This window comes from Salipiger pentaromativorans (assembly GCF_024721115.1).
Taxonomy (GTDB): domain Bacteria; phylum Pseudomonadota; class Alphaproteobacteria; order Rhodobacterales; family Rhodobacteraceae; genus Salipiger; species Salipiger pentaromativorans.
Map to the genome: position 1 here is coordinate 1 of NZ_JAMDHK010000026.1, position 15397 is coordinate 15397.

At 66.8% G+C, this 15397-nt stretch carries 15 protein-coding genes; 7 read left to right on the plus strand and 8 right to left on the minus strand.

Annotated elements, in window-relative coordinates; translation table 11 throughout:
- Positions 1-240 precede the first annotated feature (240 nt).
- Positions 241-1638 carry an ethanolamine ammonia-lyase subunit EutB gene (locus M4578_RS24370; protein WP_258095741.1) on the plus strand — a complete coding sequence of 466 codons (1398 nt, stop codon included), beginning with the start codon at positions 241-243 and terminating at the stop codon, positions 1636-1638.
- Positions 1635-2447, plus strand: coding sequence for an ethanolamine ammonia-lyase subunit EutC (gene eutC, locus M4578_RS24375; protein ID WP_258095742.1), 813 nt, complete (start codon positions 1635-1637; stop codon positions 2445-2447). Before M4578_RS24370 ends, eutC begins: the two co-directional genes overlap by 4 nt.
- A gap of 11 nt (positions 2448-2458) precedes the next feature.
- Here the strand turns inward: eutC and M4578_RS24380 are convergent, their stop codons facing one another.
- From M4578_RS24380 to M4578_RS24395, 4 genes are read right to left on the minus strand one after another with little or no spacing between them, the layout of a single operon-like run.
- Positions 2459-3214: an iron ABC transporter ATP-binding protein gene (locus tag M4578_RS24380; protein WP_258095743.1), complete on the minus strand. Its 756-nt coding sequence runs from the start codon at positions 3212-3214 to the stop codon at positions 2459-2461.
- On the minus strand, positions 3211-4155 hold the full coding sequence (locus tag M4578_RS24385; protein ID WP_258095744.1) for an iron chelate uptake ABC transporter family permease subunit: 945 nt from the start codon (positions 4153-4155) through the stop codon (positions 3211-3213). The genes M4578_RS24380 and M4578_RS24385 overlap by 4 nt, the downstream gene beginning before the upstream one ends.
- Positions 4148-5083 carry an iron chelate uptake ABC transporter family permease subunit gene (locus M4578_RS24390; protein ID WP_258095745.1) on the minus strand — a complete coding sequence of 312 codons (936 nt, stop codon included), beginning with the start codon at positions 5081-5083 and terminating at the stop codon, positions 4148-4150. Before M4578_RS24390 ends, M4578_RS24385 begins: the two co-directional genes overlap by 8 nt.
- A gap of 6 nt (positions 5084-5089) precedes the next feature.
- A complete protein-coding gene (locus M4578_RS24395) occupies positions 5090-5989 on the minus strand; it encodes a siderophore ABC transporter substrate-binding protein (RefSeq protein WP_258095746.1) in 900 nt (299 codons plus the stop codon).
- Between the two features lie 142 nt (positions 5990-6131).
- On the opposite strand from M4578_RS24395, the gene M4578_RS24400 reads away from it, so the two are divergent.
- Positions 6132-6422 carry a DUF2218 domain-containing protein gene (locus M4578_RS24400; RefSeq protein WP_258095747.1) on the plus strand — a complete coding sequence of 97 codons (291 nt, stop codon included), beginning with the start codon at positions 6132-6134 and terminating at the stop codon, positions 6420-6422.
- 80 nt (positions 6423-6502) lie between these two features.
- Here M4578_RS24400 and M4578_RS24405 read toward each other — a convergent pair whose 3' ends face one another.
- From M4578_RS24405 to M4578_RS24415, 3 genes are all read right to left on the minus strand, one after another.
- Positions 6503-8431, minus strand: a complete 1929-nt coding sequence (locus M4578_RS24405; protein ID WP_258095748.1) for a TonB-dependent receptor domain-containing protein — start codon at positions 8429-8431, stop codon at positions 6503-6505.
- A gap of 154 nt (positions 8432-8585) precedes the next feature.
- Positions 8586-10028: a cobyric acid synthase gene (locus M4578_RS24410; protein ID WP_258095749.1), complete on the minus strand. Its 1443-nt coding sequence runs from the start codon at positions 10026-10028 to the stop codon at positions 8586-8588.
- A 19-nt stretch (positions 10029-10047) separates the two neighbouring features.
- On the minus strand, positions 10048-10470 hold the full coding sequence (locus tag M4578_RS24415) for a Fur family transcriptional regulator (protein ID WP_258095750.1): 423 nt from the start codon (positions 10468-10470) through the stop codon (positions 10048-10050).
- A gap of 148 nt (positions 10471-10618) precedes the next feature.
- Between M4578_RS24415 and M4578_RS24420 the strand changes: the two genes are divergently transcribed.
- From M4578_RS24420 to M4578_RS24435, 4 genes are read left to right on the plus strand one after another with little or no spacing between them, the layout of a single operon-like run.
- Positions 10619-11518: a metal ABC transporter substrate-binding protein gene (locus M4578_RS24420; protein ID WP_258095751.1), complete on the plus strand. Its 900-nt coding sequence runs from the start codon at positions 10619-10621 to the stop codon at positions 11516-11518.
- A 34-nt stretch (positions 11519-11552) separates the two neighbouring features.
- The gene (locus M4578_RS24425) at positions 11553-12443 is read left to right on the plus strand and encodes a manganese/iron ABC transporter ATP-binding protein (RefSeq protein WP_258095752.1); all 891 of its coding nucleotides are present in this window, start codon (positions 11553-11555) and stop codon (positions 12441-12443) included.
- Complete coding sequence (locus M4578_RS24430; RefSeq protein WP_258095753.1) at positions 12440-13300, plus strand: metal ABC transporter permease; 861 nt, start codon at positions 12440-12442, stop codon at positions 13298-13300. Before M4578_RS24425 ends, M4578_RS24430 begins: the two co-directional genes overlap by 4 nt.
- Complete coding sequence (locus M4578_RS24435) at positions 13297-14127, plus strand: metal ABC transporter permease (protein WP_258095754.1); 831 nt, start codon at positions 13297-13299, stop codon at positions 14125-14127. The genes M4578_RS24430 and M4578_RS24435 overlap by 4 nt, the downstream gene beginning before the upstream one ends.
- 16 nt (positions 14128-14143) lie before the next feature.
- Here the strand turns inward: M4578_RS24435 and pepT are convergent, their stop codons facing one another.
- Positions 14144-15388: a peptidase T gene (gene pepT, locus M4578_RS24440; RefSeq protein WP_258095755.1), complete on the minus strand. Its 1245-nt coding sequence runs from the start codon at positions 15386-15388 to the stop codon at positions 14144-14146.
- Positions 15389-15397: the final 9 nt, after the last annotated feature.

The window sequence follows — 15397 nt, forward strand, 5'->3', positions numbered from 1 at the left end:
AGTAGGTCACCGCCAAACCTAGTAAAAACCAAAATATATCTCTCAATACGATAAATCTCCAAACTTCATAACGCAAAAAAATATCGCACAATCTGTAGGGCCGTGCGGAAAATCTGCCCCAATCTCCCTCTGATTTCTTGCCATTTTGACCGCAGTTGCGATGGTCTTGCGCAAGCATGGGACCAGGCAAGCGGCCTGATGCCTTGGCACAAGATCAAGATGTTGGGGAACTGCACCGAAATGCCCGTTTTTCGTCACGCCATCGGCGGAGAGACCTTCCGCTTCGGCGATCTGGCGACGCTGATGGCCCGCGCCACGCCGCTGCGCTCGGGGGATCAGCTTGCCGGTCTGGCCGCTGCCACGGATGTGGAGCGTGTTGCGGCGCAACTCGCACTGGCCGAGGTGCCGCTCAAGCTCTTTCTCACGGAAGCGCTGGTGCCCTACGAGACCGACGAGGTCACGCGGCTGATCCTCGACAGCCATGATCGCGCGGCTTTTGCGCCTTTCGCGCATATGACCGTCGGGGATCTGCGCGACTGGCTGGTGTCGGACGCGGCAGACAGTGCCGCCCTCGAACGCGCGGCGCCCGGGTTCACGCCCGAGATGGTCGCCGCTGTCTCCAAGCTCTGCCGGGTACAGGATCTGATCCTCGTGGCGCGGAAATGCCGCGTGGTGACCCGATTCCGCAACACAATCGGTCTTGAAGGCCGGCTATCGACGCGGTTGCAGCCGAACCACGCGACCGACGATGTGCGCGGCGTGGCCGCATCGACCTTTGACGGGCTGATGTATGGCTCCGGTGATGCCGTCATCGGGATCAACCCGGCCTCGGACAACACTGCCGCTGTCACGGCACTGCTGCATATGCTCGACGAGGTGATTTCGGAGAACGGCATTCCCACGCAATCCTGCGTGTTGAGCCATGTGACCACGACCCTCGAGGTGATCGAGGCGGGCGCGCCGGTGGATCTGGCCTTTCAGTCGATTGCCGGCACCGAAGCGGCCAACCGCTCGTTCGGGGTGTCGCTGGGTGTCTTGCAGGAGGCGCTGGAGGCCACGCGGGGGCTGAACCGGGGAACGGTCGGCAACAATGTCATGTATTTCGAAACCGGCCAGGGATCCTGCCTGTCGGCCAATGCCCATCACGGGATCGACCAGCAAACGCTGGAGGCCCGCGCCTATGCGGTGGCACGCGCCTATGAGCCGTTGCTGGTCAACACGGTGGTGGGGTTCATCGGGCCGGAATATCTTTATGACGGCAAGCAGGTCATCCGCGCCGGGCTCGAAGACCATTTCTGCGGCAAGCTCCTCGGCCTGCCGATGGGGTGCGACATCTGCTATACCAACCATATGGAAGCGGATCAGAACGACATGGATCAGCTTCTGACCCTGCTGGGGGTTGCGGGGGTGTCCTTTATCATGGGTATTCCCGGCTCGGACGATGTGATGCTGAACTATCAGACCACCTCCTTCCACGATGCGCTTTATGCCCGCCGCGTGCTGAAGCTGCGCCCCGCGCCCGAGTTCGAGCGCTGGCTGGACGAGACCGGCATCCTGCCCGACGACGGGTGCTTCTCGCCCAATGCCGTGCCGCCGAAAGCCTTTGCGAACACTATGTTGCTCCTGGATCAAGCATGACGGACTCGCCCTCTTCCGCCTCGGCCGACGGGGATCTCTGGCAGGATCTGCGGCGCTTCACCAATGCCCGCATCGCGCTGGGGCGCAGCGGCGTATCGCTGCCGGTTGCCCGGCAGCTCGAGTTTCAGGCGGCCCATGCCGCCGCCAGGACGGCGGTGCATTCGGCGCTCGACGTTCCGGCGCTGACCTCCGATCTGTCGGAACTGCCGCTCGATCTGCACACGGTACACAGCCAGGTCGGCGACCGTTCGGAATATCTCCGCCGCCCCGATCTCGGCAGGCGGCTGAACGCGGCGGATGCCGACCGGCTGCGGGCGCTTGCGCCCGCAGAGCCCGCGGATCTGGCCATCGTCATCGCGGACGGTCTTTCTGCGCTAGCGGTGCAGCAATCCGCGCCTCCCTTCTTGCGCGCCTTCCTGCCCTATGTGGCGCAGAGCGGGCTCACGCTGGCGCCGGCGTCGATTGCGCTTCAGGGTCGTGTCGCGATTGGCGACGACATCGCCGGCTGCCTCGGCGCCAGATGTGTCATCGTCCTGATCGGCGAGCGGCCCGGGCTGTCGGCCGCCGACAGTCTCGGCCTCTATCTGACCTGGGCGCCGAGCCTCGAGAGCACCGACGCGGATCGCAACTGCATTTCGAACATCCGCGAGGGCGGGCTGTCCTTTGCCGATGCCGCCTACCGGGCCGGCTATCTGTTGCAGGAGGCGTTCCGCCGCCGGCTTTCGGGAGTCATGCTGAAGGACAATTCCGTCGCCACGCCGGAAATCGGTGCGACCGAAGCGGCGGCGCTGCCTGACGCGACCGACTGAGCTCGGCGGGTTTAGCGCGCCACCACCACCGGGCGCCCCTTGTGCTGCAACAGCTCAAACGGGGTGTCGTACAGGTCGCGCAGCACCTCCGGTGTCAGCAGCGCGGCGCTGTGATCCTGCGCCAGAATGCGCCCGTCCTTCATGGCGACGATGTGATCGGCCCAGCCCGCCGCCGCGTTGATGTCGTGCAGCACGATCACGATGCTGCGCGCGCCGTCGCGCGACAGCCCGTGCAGCCGGGCCATCAGATCGCGCGCGTGGCGTGGATCGAGCGCATTCAGCGGTTCGTCGAGCAGCATCCAGGGCGTGTCCTGGGCATAGGTCATGGCGATGAAGGCCCGCTGACGCTGCCCGCCGGACAGCGTATCGAGCGCGCGGTCCTGCAACTCTGTGAGTGCGAACGCGGTCAGCGCCCGGTCGATCTGGGCCCGATCCTCCGGACCGGGGCGGCCCTGATGATGCGGCCAGCGTCCGAAACCCACCAGTTCCCGCACTTTCAACCGGCTGACCAGAGCGGGGGATTGCTGTAGCAGCGCCACCGCCCGCGCGCGCTGCCGGTGCGGTGCGGTGAACGGGTCGAGCCCGTCGATCCGGACGCGCCCCGAGGCGGGCCGTTCCAGCCCGGCGAGACAGTGAAGAAGGGTCGATTTTCCCGCGCCGTTCGGCCCGATAAGCGCGGTGATCCCGCCGCGTTCGAGCGTCGTGGTGATACCGTGCAGGATGGGGGTCTGGCCCACCGCATAGCTGAGATCGGAAATCTCGATCATGGGCGTCTCCGTTTCAGGACGAGGGCGAGGAAGAGCAGCCCGCCGAACAGTTCGACGATCACCGCCAGCGCCGAAGGGCTGCCTAGCAGGCGTTCGAAGACGAATTGGCCGGCCACGAGAATCAGCGCGCCCAGCAGCGCGGCAGCGGGCAACAGCACCGCGTGGCGATGGGTGCCGGTGAGTTGCCGGGCGAGGCTTGCGGTCAGCAGCCCCAGAAAGGTGATGGGCCCCACCAGAGCGGTCGAGACCGAGACCATGGCGGCCATCAACAGCAGCGCCACAAGCACCAGCCGGTCGTGATCGAGCCCCAGACCGCGCGCGGTGCCGCGCCCCAGCCCGGCCACGTCCAGCGCCGGCGCCATCCGCAGCGCGGCGGCGAGCGCGGCCAGCAGCACCACGGCGGCGACCGCAAGCTGCTGCGGATCGATCCGGCCGAAGCTGGCGAACATCGCCTGCTGAACGACGGCGTAATCGGACGGATCCATGAGCCGCTGCACCATCTCGCTGAGCCCGCGCAGCAGCACCCCCAGAATGATGCCGGTGAGGATCATCCGCGTCACATCCCGCGCGTCCCGCCGCAGCAGCAGGCCGAAAAGCGCGGCCGAGGCCAGGCCAAGGGCCAGCACCTCGAAGGCAAAGCGCAGCCCTCCGGGGATCTGCGCCGCGCCAACGCCACCCAGAATCAGCACAAGCAGCGTCTGCATCAGGATGAACAGCGCGTCGAATCCCACCAGCCCGGGGGTGAGCAGCCGGTTCGCGGCGACGGTCTGGAACAGGATCGTGGCGGCGCCGGTGGCGGCGCCGACGCAGATCAGCGCGCCCAGCTTGGCGGCGCGCAGGCCCAGGATGAACCCCATGGGCGCGCGCAGATGCCAGGCGAGAAAGGCCGCGCTCAGCGCCAGCAGCGCCAGGGCCAGCCAGAGGACGCGGCGTTCAGCCATGACGGCGCCCCGGGGCGGCGTGCAGCAGCCAGAGGAAGACCCCGGCGCCAAAGACCGCAACCACGGTCGCGGCGGGAATCTCGAACGGGTAGCGGATGAGCCGCCCGATGACATCGGCCGCCAGCAGCAGCCCGCCGCCTCCAAGCGCGATCAACGGCAGGTTCGCCCGCAGGTTGTCGCCGCGCCAGCGCGCCACGAGATTGGGCGCTACCAGCCCGACGAAAGGAAAAGCCCCCACGGTCACCAGCACCAGCGCCGTGATGACCGAGACCACCACCAGGCCCAGCGCCCGGGTCTGCGCGTAATCGAGCCCGAGGCTGCGGGCCTGCGCCTCGCCCAGCCCCAAAAGGGTGATCCGGTCGGCGATCACATAAAGCAGGGCCGCCAGCGCGGCGATGGCCCAGAGCCACTCGTACCGCCCCATCATGACGCCCGAAAACTCGCCCAGCCGCCAGGCGCCGAGATATTGCATGAGATCGGTGGCCCAGGCGCCCCAGACCCCGGCGGCGCCCAGGATCCCGCCATAGACCATGCCCACGATGGGCAGCAGCATCGGGTCTTCGCGCGGCAGCCTTGCGGCCAGCGCCAGATAGCCGGCCATGCCCGCCAGCGCCGCCGTCGCGGCGATCAGCATCTTGCCCGCCACGGCCAGCCCGGGCGCCAGCAGCGTCACCGCCAGAAGCCCCAGCATCGCCGCTTCCGGGGCGCCGGTGAGCGAGGGCTCGACCAGCCGGTTCTGCACCACCTGCTGTACCACCACGCCGGCCAGCGCCAGCCCGGCCCCGGCCAGCAGCGCCGCCGCGGTGCGCGGCAGCCGGCTGACCATCAGCAGCCAGCCCGCATCGTCGCCAAAGCTCGCCGCTCCCAGCGACAGGCTGAGGGCGATCAGCCCGGCAAGGGCGACCAGGGGCAACAGCCGGCGGCGCATGGGCGATCAGCTTTCGCTTTTCGAGAACGCCGCGACGATCTCGTCGAGCGTGTGGATCATCGACCCGGCTCCGCCGCCGGCGATATAAAGCGGACCGGCATCGAGATAGACGATATGGCCCTGCTGCGCGGCCTTGGTCCGCGCGACGATGGGATTGTCGAGCGTGGCGGCGGCGGCCTCGCCCTCGGCGCCGATGGCGGCGCCCCGGTCGATGACCAGCAGCCAGTCGGGATCGGTCTCGGCGAGGAACTCGAAGGAAATGGCGTGACCATGCGCTTCTGCGGTCAGGCCGGGATGGGCCTCGGGCAGCTCCAGCGCGCCATGCAGCCAGCCGAACCGGCTGTTGGCGCCATAGGCCGAGATCTTGCCGCCATTGGTCAGCACGATCAGCGCGTTACCCTTTCCAGCGACCGCCTCGCGCGCGGCGTCGAGCCGCGCGTCGAGCCGGGCCGAGAGCGCGGCGGCGGCCTCTTGCTTGCCGAAGATCGTGGCATAGGCGGCGATGCGGGCCTTGGCCTGCTCGACCATGCCGTCGCCCCAGATCGTCATGTCGATCACCGGCGCGATCTGCGCCAGCGCCTCGGCCTGGGCCGAGGACCGTCCGCCGACCACGATCAGATCGGGCTGCATGACGGCCAGTGCCTCGAAATCGGGTTCGAACAGCGTGCCGACCGGCTGGGCCGCCGCCTCGACTGCGTCGAGGCTTTGCAGGTACAGCGGCTGCGGCACGCCCGCGATCGGCTGGCCGAGGGCGGAAATCGTGTCGATGGCGGCGACATCGAAGGCGACGACGGTGTCCGGCGCGGCAGGGACATCGGCGGTGCCGGTGGCGGTTTCGACCGTCACGGTCTCGGCAAAGGCGGAAGAGGCGCAGGCGATGAGCCCTGCGAGCAGGAGAGTGCGCATGTGGTGGCTCCCGGTCGGAGAAAAGGGGGCGCGTGGCATGGCGGTGAGCCGGCTTCGCAGAGATGTGATGCAGGATACCGGATTGTTATTCCGAGCCGCAATGCATAATCTGACATAAACGATCAACTTTTGGAGCGCGGCCATGTCCCTGCAAGAAACCGGAACTTTCCAGACCCCCAACGCCTCGAAATACCTGCAACAGCTTTGCAAGCATTTCGCTCACAAGATCGAGGTGGAGTATGATGCCACCTCGGCCCGCATGGCTCTGCCCACGGGGCCGGCGACGCTGAACGCTTCGGACGAGACGCTGCATGCGGAAATCAGTGCCGAGGACAACGAAGGTCTTCTGCGCGCGCGGGGCATCATCGACAAGCACCTGGAGCGCTTCGCCTTTCGCGAAGAGTTCAGCGGGATGACCTGGACGGCGGCCTGATCGCGCCCGGGCCAGCCTGGCCGAACAAAAAAGAGCGGGCAGTGATGCCCGCTCTTTTCTTTTGGTCCAAGGAAGCTGTCTCAGAACCGCATCGTCGCGGTCACCAGAAAGGTCCGGCCCGGCTCGGTCAGCGGCACCACGGAACCGGTGAAGTCGAGCCCGTCCGAGCTGCGGCTGGAATAGGTCTGGTCGAACACGTTCCGGACATCGAGCCGCAGTTCCAGATTATCGAAGCCGCGCGGGGTGTAGGAGGTGAAGAGGTTCAGCACCTCGTAACCGGGCAGGTCGGGATCGGTGGCATCGTTTTCAAACGCGATTTCGGCGGTGCCGCCGACGCGCCAGTTGTCACGAATGTCATACCCGGCTTCCAGCGCCATGAGGCTGCCCACCGGACGGCCGATGTAATAGGCGGTGGTGCCGACGGTGCTGCCGTCCATCTCCACATTGGCGTGGGTGTAGTTCAGCTTGGCGTAGCCGCGCGTGCCGGTATAGCTGACCGACCCGTCGAACCCGCGCGAGACCATATCCGCCTGTTCGCCTCTTGCACCGGCGGTGGGCAGCACGGCGGTGATGTCGCTGACCTCGGTGTGGAACAGCGCGCCGCTGACCGCCCAGGGGCCGTTTTCGTAGCGCAGCCCGAGCCGCGCCGCGTTCGACCGCGCCGGGGTGAAGCCGTCATAGATCCAGTCGGTGCGGTAGTTGACCAGCGCCGCCTCGCCAAGCGCGAAACCGCCCCAGGTGGAGGCGAGCCCGGCATTCAGTGTCAGCGTGTCGGTCAGCACGTAGTCGAGCGCGCCGTTGACGCTGAACCCGCCATCCTCGAACTTGCTGCCGTCGGCGCCGTCGAACCACTGATAATCGTAGCGAAGACCGTAGCTGACCGAGAGCCGGTCGGTCAGGTCCTGCCGCGCCTGCGCGAAGAGACCGATATTGCTGCGGCTCTCCTTGCCCGAGGCGCCCTCGGTCGCTTCGGCGCTTTCGTCGAAGAAGTCGAGCCCGGCGCTCAGCATGCCATTGCCGAGCTGCCAGTCGTTCTTGGCGGTGCCCGAAAGGCTGGTGTTGAGCCCGGAGTTGTTGCCGACATCCACCTCCTGCTCGTTGTAGCTGAGTTGCAGGGTGGGGGCGAACCAGCCCTGAGGCGCCTCGTCGGTGTAGGTCAGCGTATAGGAGCTGCGCCGCGCATAGCCGTCGATGATCTCGGTCGGGCGCGCGGGGCTGGTCAGCCCGGCGAAATCGGCGCGGATAAAACCGCCCTGCGAGGCGCGCGGCCCGGTGTCTTCGGTCTGCGAGGCCGAGAAGGACAGCCGCTTGCCGCTGTCCGAGGTGAAGGCCAGCTTGAGCAGGTAGTCACTCAGTTCCGGGGCGGTGCCGTCGATGCGCGTGCCGTCGCCGTCCTCATACTCGTCGCCCGCGTGGTCGGTGGCGCTGAGAAGCCACTCGAACCCGCCCTGCTGGCCGAACAGCGACAGCGTGCTGCGCAGGCCCGAGCCATTGTCGCCGCCGCTGAGGGTCAGGATGCCGCCGAAGGGATCGCCGGGCTCGAGCAGGTCGCGCGCGTCCTTGGTGGTATAGGCCAGCGCGCCGCCAAGTGCGCCGGGGCCGGCATCGGCGGGCGCAAGCCCCTCGCTCACCTCGACCGCTTTCAGCAGCGACGGGTCGAGCAGCACGTTGCCGGTATGGTGAAAGGCGCCCTTGTTCTGCCGCGCACCGTCGATGGTGACCGAAAGCAGCGATTCCTCGATGCCGTTCACCATGACCTTCTGCGCCATGGCCGAGCCGCCGCTGACGGTGACCGAGGATTCGCCGGCGAAGACATCCTTCACCGTGGCGGGGTTGCGGTCTTCCAGCTCTTCTTCGGTGATCTCGTCATTGCCGAGCAGGTTCTGCGCCGCGGCGCCCTCGATGCGCAGCGTGCCCAGAAACAGCGGGTCTGTTTCCTGCGCGCTGAGGCTGGTGCCGGCGCATAGCGCCGTGGTCAGGAGCAACAGCCCCCGTGTCGTGTCGTTCATCGGAATGTCCCCAATCGTGATGTGCCGCAGTCGCTGGATGGCGCGTCATGAGGGGGGACGGCTTTCTGGCTTCGGATGTCCGGCTTGATCCGCAGATACCTTAGTAAAAAACTCGGGTCAATGCGTTGCAGGGGGCTGGCACGGACGGGCCCGCTCAGCGGGCGAGGCCGAGCAGGGCGCCGATGTCGAGATGTTGTTCCATATGGTCGGCCAGGGCGTCCAGCACCTGATCGACGGTCGCGTCGTAGCGCGCCGAGGCCACGACACCGAACCCGGCCAGCCAGGCGGCGCGAAAGGCATCGTCGCGGAACATGCCGTGCAGATAGCTGCCGGAGACCCGTCCGTCGGCGCTGACCGCCCCTTCGGCGCGTTCTCCGACCCAAGCGAAGGGGCGGGCGCGGTCCGGTCCGTCGCTGCGGCCGATATGGATCTCGTAGCCATGAAACGGGATTTGCGATGCCGCGTGGTGCGCCCGGGTTTCGGTCAGGCGCTTGTCGCCCGTCATCACCGTGTCGATCTGCAAGAGCCCCAGTCCCGGATCGGCGCCGGGGGCGCCCTCGATGCCGTCGGGATCGGCTATGCTCTGCCCCAGCATCTGATAGCCGCCGCAGATCCCAAGCACATGGCCGCCGCGCCGCAGATGCGCGGCGAGATCGACGTCCCAGCCCTGCGCGCGCAGAAAGGCCAGATCGCCCCGGGTGGATTTGCTGCCGGGCAGGATCACCACATCCGCATCGCCGGGAATGGCCCGGCCCGGGCCAAGCATGGTGAGCCGCACGCCCTCTTCCTGGGCCAGCGGGTCGAGATCGTCGAAATTCGCGATCCGCGACAGCGCGAGGCAGACCACATGCAGCCCGCCGCTGCGCATCGGCGTGTCGATATCGAGCGCATCCTCGGCGGGCAGTTTCCAGGCGTCGGCGAACCAGGGAAGCACCCCGAAGCCGGGCCAGCCGGTGCGCTCGGCAATCAGCGTATAGCCGTCGTCGAAAAGGCGCGGGTCTCCGCGGAACCGGTTGATCAGGAAGCCGGCGATCATCGCGTTGTCCGCCGGGTCGAGCACCGCCTGCGTGCCGACGATCTGCGCGATCACCCCGCCCCGGTCGATGTCGCCGGCCAGCACCACCGGCACATCCGCCCTGCGGGCAAAGCCCATATTGGCGATGTCGTTCTTGCGCAGGTTCACCTCGGCGGGGCTGCCGGCGCCCTCCACGATCACCAGATCATGGGCGGCGCGCAGCCGGGTGAAACTCTCCTGAACCGCCTCCATCAAACGGGGTTTCAGCTGCGGATACTCGCGCGCCTTGGTCGAGGTCAGGCGCTTGCCCTGCACCACCACCTGCGCGCCGGTATCGGTTTCCGGCTTCAGCAGCACCGGGTTCATATCCGTGTGCGGCGGCAGTCCGCAGGCGAGCGCCTGCAACGCCTGCGCGCGCCCGATCTCGCCGCCATCGTCGGTGACGGCGGCGTTGTTGGACATGTTTTGCGGCTTGAACGGCGCCACCGACAGCCCGCGCCGCCGCGCCGCGCGGCACAGCCCCGCCACCAGCAGCGATTTGCCCACATTCGAGCCCGTGCCCTGAATCATCAGCGCTGTCATGGCGTATCCTCGGGGCGGCTCAGCGTCCGGGTTTCTTGCGGGCGCGGATCAGCGTGTGCTGGTTGACGATCTCGTATCCCAGCCGTGCCACCAGTTCCTGACGCAGCCGGTTGATCTCTTCGCTGGCGATCTCGATCACCTCGCCGGTGTCGATATCGACCATATGGTCGTGTTCGGCCACCGGGGTGATCTCGAACCGCGCGGGTTCGTTCTCGAAATTCAGCCGCTGGATGAGCCCCGCCTCTTCCAGCGCCGCGAGCGTCCGGTAGACCGTCGCGAACGACACCGAGCCGTCGATCTCCTTGGCACGGGTAAAGACCTCGTCGGCATTCGGGTGGTCCTGTGCCTCCATCAGAATCGACAGAACGCTCATGCGTTGCTGGGTCACCCTCAGCCCGGCCGCGCGCAGCGCGTCGGCAAATTCCGTCGTTTCCGCGGTCATGCGATCCGTCCGTTCCGTGAAGTAGGCTCTTTCGTATCGCCGTCGCGCGATGCTTGCAAGAAATTGAACCTGCGACTGCGTCTCATTTACGCGCTTGACAGATGAGAATGGGTCGCATTTACATGAAGAAATGCTGAAAGGAGACTTCATGCACGCCATCCCGACAGGCCTTGCCGCCGTCCTTCTCGGCCTCTGCTCCGCGCAGGCAGCGCTGGCGGTGGAGAAGATGAAGGTCGTGACCACCTTCACCGTGCTTGCCGATATGGCGCAGAATGTGGCGGGCGACGCGGCAGAGGTGGTCTCGATCACCAAGCCGGGGGCGGAGATCCACGGCTACGAGCCGACGCCGCGCGATCTGTTCCGCGCCCATGGCGCCGATCTGATCCTGTGGAACGGGCTCAATCTGGAGCTCTGGTTCGCGCAGTTTCTCGACAATCTCGGCGATATCCCCTCGGTGACGCTGTCCGAGGGCATCGACCCGATCGCCATCGGCTCGGGCAGCTATGAGGGCAAGCCCAATCCCCACGCCTGGATGGGGCTGGATAATGCGCTGATCTACATCGACAATATCGCAGCCGCCTTTGCCGAGCACGACCCGGAAAACGCCGCGACCTACGCCCGGAACGCCGAAGACTACAAACAGGCCCTGCGCGACACGCTGGAGCCGCTGCGTGACGAGATCGCGCAGATCCCCGAGCCGCAGCGCTGGCTGGTGACCTGCGAGGGCGCGTTCAGCTATCTGGCGCGGGATTTCGGCATGCGGGAGCTTTACCTCTGGCCGATGAATGCCGACCAGATGGGTACGCCCCGGCAGGTGCAGACGGTGATCGACAGCGTCGAGGCGCATGACATACCGGCGGTGTTCTGCGAAAGCACGGTGAACACGGCGCCCGCCGAACAGGTCGCCCGCGAGACCGGCGCGGCCTATGGCGGGGTGCTCTATGTCGATTCGCTGTCGGAACCCGGCGGCCCGGTGCCCAGCTATCTCGACCTGCTGCGGGTGACCTCCGAGACCATCGCGCGCGGCCTGACCGGAACCGGCGGGTGACCGCGCCATGACCCTTGCCGGAAGGATGCCAGAGATGATCCAGCGATCCGATCCCGCCGATCCCGCACAAGCGCCCGACGAGGGGCTGTGGGCCCGCGACGTGACGGTGACCTACCGCAACGGCCATACCGCGCTGCGCCGCGCCAGCTTTGCGGTGCCGCGCGGCAGCGTGACCGCGCTGGTCGGCGTGAACGGCGCCGGGAAATCGACGCTCTTCAAGGCGATCATGGGGTTTGTGCCCGTCGCGCAGGGCGAGATCCGGCTGCTGGGCTACACCGTCAAACAGGCGCTGAAGCGCAATCTCGTCGCCTATGTTCCGCAGGCCGAAGAGGTGGACTGGTCCTTTCCGGTGCTGGTCGAGGATGTGGTGATGATGGGGCGCTACGGCCATATGGGCTTTCTGCGCCGGCCGAGCCGGGCCGACCGCGACGCCGTCGAGACCGCGCTGCGCCGGGTCAATATGCTGGAGTTCCGTCACCGCCAGATCGGCGAGCTGTCGGGTGGGCAGAAAAAGCGCGTCTTCCTGGCGCGGGCGCTGGCGCAGGACGGGCAGATCATCCTGCTCGACGAGCCCTTTACCGGCGTCGACGTGACCACCGAGGAACAGATCATCGCGCTGTTGCGCGAGCTGCGCGAGGAGGGGCGGGTGATGCTGGTCTCGACGCACAATCTCGGCTCGGTGCCGGAATTCTGCGACCGCACGGTTCTGGTCAAGGGCACGGTGCTCGACCATGGCCCGACCGCGCGGGTGTTCAACCGCGAGAACCTCGAACGCGCCTTTGGCGGGGTGCTGCGGCATTTCACCCTGGGCGGCGGCGATCTGCATGAGGACGAGGATGCGCGCCGCGTGACGATCCTTTCCGACGACGAGCGCCCGCTGGTGCAATATGGCGACGAGACCCGGCTGCGGGGAGAGGAGCAGTGAGCGTGCTGCTGGAGCCCTTTGCCTATGGCTACATGTCCAACGCCATGTGGGTCTCGGCGCTGGTGGGGGCGGTCTGTGCCTTTCTCTCCTCCTATCTGATGCTCAAGGGCTGGTCGCTGATCGGCGACGCGCTTTCGCATTCGGTCGTGCCCGGGGTCGCCGGCGCCTATATGCTGGGCCTGCCCTTCGCGCTGGGCGCGTTCCTCTCGGGCGGGCTGGCGGCGGCGGCGATGCTGATGCTGTCCGAGCGCTCGGGCCTCAAGGTGGACGTGATCATCGGCATCATCTTCACCAGCTTTTTCGGGCTGGGGCTGTTCATGGTCTCGGTCAATCCGATGGCGGTTTCTGTGCAGACCATCACCATGGGCAATATCCTCGCGATCTCGCCGGGGGACGCGCTGCAACTGGCGATCATCGGATTGGTGTCGCTGGCGGTGCTGCTGGCCAAGTGGCGCGACCTCATGGCGGTGTTTTTCGACGAGGCGCACGCGCAGAGCATCGGGCTGCGGCCCGGGCTGCTCAAGGCGGTGTTCTTTACGCTGCTCTCGGCCTCGGTGGTGGCGGCGATGCAGACGGTGGGGGCGTTTCTGGTGGTCGCCATGGTGGTGACGCCCGGCGCCACCGCCTATCTGCTCTGCGACCGCTTTCCCCGGCTGATCGTGACCTCCGTCGCCATCGGCGCGCTGACCGCCTTTTTCGGCGCCTATCTCAGCTTTTTCCTGGATGGTGCGACCGGCGGGGTAATCGTGGTGCTGCAAACGCTGCTCTTCCTCACAGCCTTCGTCTTTGCGCCACGGCATGGGATGTTGGCGGCGCGGCGCCGGGCGGTCGAGGCGTTGCGGGAGGACGCGGCATGAGCGAGCTTCTGATGCCCTTCCAGTTCGCCTTCATGCAGAACGCTTTCCTGATCTGCGCCATCGTGGCGATCCCCACGGCGCTGCTGTCGTGCTTTCTGGTGCTCAAGGGCTGGGCGCTGATGGGCGATGCGGTGAGCCATGCCATTCTGCCCGGGGTGGTGCTGGCCTATGTGGCGGGGTTACCGCTGATCCTCGGGGCTTTCGGGGCGGGCATGATCACGGCGCTGGCCACCGGCTTTCTGGCCGAGAACAGCCGGGTCAAGCAGGACACGGTCATGGGCATCGTGTTCTCGGGCATGTTCGGGCTGGGGATCGTGCTTTACACGCAGATCGAAAGCGACCTGCATCTCGATCACATCCTGTTCGGCAATATGCTGGGGGTGGGGCCTGGGGATCTCTGGACCGCGGGGCTGATCTCTCTGGCCGTCACGGTGGCGCTGTTGCTGAGCTGGAAGGACCTGCGGTTGCATGCCTTCGATCCGGCGCAGGCGCGGGTTTCGGGCCTGCCGGTGGCTTGGTTGCATTACGGGCTGCTGGCGCTGCTGTCGCTGACCATCGTGGCCACGCTGACCGCGACCGGGCTGATCCTGGCGGTGGGGCTGCTGATCGCGCCGGGGGCCATCGGGTTTCTCGTGACCCGGCGGTTCGGGCGGATGATGGCGGTCGCCTGCGCCGCATGCCTGTTCTCGATGCTGGGCGGAACCTATCTGAGCGTGTTTCTCGACAGCGCCCCGGCGCCCACCATCGTGCTGATCCTGACCGCGCTCTTCGCACTGGCCTTCGCCCGCCGGCTCTGGAGGACGCGGCGGGCGACGCAGCTGGGCTAGGGCGACCCGAAGCGGTCTATTCGCCGGTCTCCGCCGCCAGCCCGACGAGGGTCAGACACAGATCGGTGGCGACCGCCATGTCCTGCACGGAAATCCATTCGAGCGGCCCGTGGATGTTCTGCATCCCGGTGAAGAGGTTCGGCGTCGGCACCCCCATCTCGGTCAGGCGGGACCCGTCCGTGCCCCCCCGGATCGGCACCGACACCGGCTCCATGCCCAGCTTGCGGCAGGCGTCGCGGGCCAGATCGACCGGCGTCATGTCCTCTTCCAGCCAGTAGCGCATGTTGCGGTATTGCGGCCGGATCTCGCAGGTGATCGTCGCGCGCGGCTCGGTCGCCTGTACCGCCGCGCAGACCTGCCGCAGCATCTCGCCCTTGGCCGCCAGCCCGTCGCGCTCGAAATCCCGCAGGATGAACTTGAGCTTCATCTGCGAGGATCCGCCGGTCATCTCGGTGGCGTGGACGAAGCCCTCCAGCCCGTCGGTGACCTCGGGGGTCATGGTGGCTTGCGGCAGCATCTCGACGATCTTCGAGGCGAGATGGATCGCGTTCACCATCTTGCCCTTGGCAAAGCCCGGATGGATCGACACGCCGGTGACCGTGACCTCGGCGCCGTCCGCCGAGAAGGTCTCGTATTCGATCTCGCCGACCCGTCCGCCGTCGAACGTATAGGCAAAGTCGGCGGCAAGATCGCCGGGCAGCGCCTTGGCCACGCCCCGGCCGATCTCTTCGTCCGGGGTAAAGGCGATGCGGATGGGGCCATGCGCGATTTCGGGATGCGCCAGCAGGTGGCGGGCGGCGGTCATGATGATCGCCACGCCGGCCTTGTCGTCTGCCCCCAGCAGCGTGCTGCCCGAGGCGGTGACGAGGTCATGGCCCTGCTTCTCGGCGAGATAGGGAAACTCCTTGGGCGAGAGCACCAGCGAGGGATCGTCGGGAAAGGTGATCTCGCCGCCGTTATAGCCGCGCACGACCCGGGGCTTCACACCGCTGGCATGGAACTGCGGCGCGGTATCCACATGCGCCAGAAGGCCGATGGTCGGGCCGGGGGCCGTGCCGGGAATCGTTGCCAGAACAACCCCGTATTCGGTCAGCCGCACGTCCTGCGCGCCGATTTCGCCAAGCTCTGTCTCAAGCAGGCGCAGCATGCCGAACTGACTCTCGGTGCTGGGAGAACTGGGCGAGTCTTCGTCGCTCTGGCTGTCGATTGCCGCATAGCGGACAAGACGGTCTTCGAGTTCCTGGTCGAACGGGTTTTGCATCGGGCGCCT

Bases quoted from the DNA above. Each gene is read 5' to 3' on its own strand.
- M4578_RS24370 (WP_258095741.1), top strand. From the start codon at position 241: ATGCCCGTTTTTCGTCACGCCATCGGCGGAGAGACCTTCCGCTTCGGC.
- eutC (WP_258095742.1), top strand. From the start codon at position 1,635: ATGACGGACTCGCCCTCTTCCGCCTCGGCCGACGGGGATCTCTGGCAG.
- M4578_RS24380 (WP_258095743.1), bottom strand. From the start codon at position 3,214: ATGATCGAGATTTCCGATCTCAGCTATGCGGTGGGCCAGACCCCCATC.
- M4578_RS24385 (WP_258095744.1), bottom strand. From the start codon at position 4,155: ATGGCTGAACGCCGCGTCCTCTGGCTGGCCCTGGCGCTGCTGGCGCTG.
- M4578_RS24390 (WP_258095745.1), bottom strand. From the start codon at position 5,083: ATGCGCCGCCGGCTGTTGCCCCTGGTCGCCCTTGCCGGGCTGATCGCC.
- M4578_RS24395 (WP_258095746.1), bottom strand. From the start codon at position 5,989: ATGCGCACTCTCCTGCTCGCAGGGCTCATCGCCTGCGCCTCTTCCGCC.
- M4578_RS24400 (WP_258095747.1), top strand. From the start codon at position 6,132: ATGTCCCTGCAAGAAACCGGAACTTTCCAGACCCCCAACGCCTCGAAA.
- M4578_RS24405 (WP_258095748.1), bottom strand. From the start codon at position 8,431: ATGAACGACACGACACGGGGGCTGTTGCTCCTGACCACGGCGCTATGC.
- M4578_RS24410 (WP_258095749.1), bottom strand. From the start codon at position 10,028: ATGACAGCGCTGATGATTCAGGGCACGGGCTCGAATGTGGGCAAATCG.
- M4578_RS24415 (WP_258095750.1), bottom strand. From the start codon at position 10,470: ATGACCGCGGAAACGACGGAATTTGCCGACGCGCTGCGCGCGGCCGGG.
- M4578_RS24420 (WP_258095751.1), top strand. From the start codon at position 10,619: ATGCACGCCATCCCGACAGGCCTTGCCGCCGTCCTTCTCGGCCTCTGC.
- M4578_RS24425 (WP_258095752.1), top strand. From the start codon at position 11,553: ATGATCCAGCGATCCGATCCCGCCGATCCCGCACAAGCGCCCGACGAG.
- M4578_RS24435 (WP_258095754.1), top strand. From the start codon at position 13,297: ATGAGCGAGCTTCTGATGCCCTTCCAGTTCGCCTTCATGCAGAACGCT.
- pepT (WP_258095755.1), bottom strand. From the start codon at position 15,388: ATGCAAAACCCGTTCGACCAGGAACTCGAAGACCGTCTTGTCCGCTAT.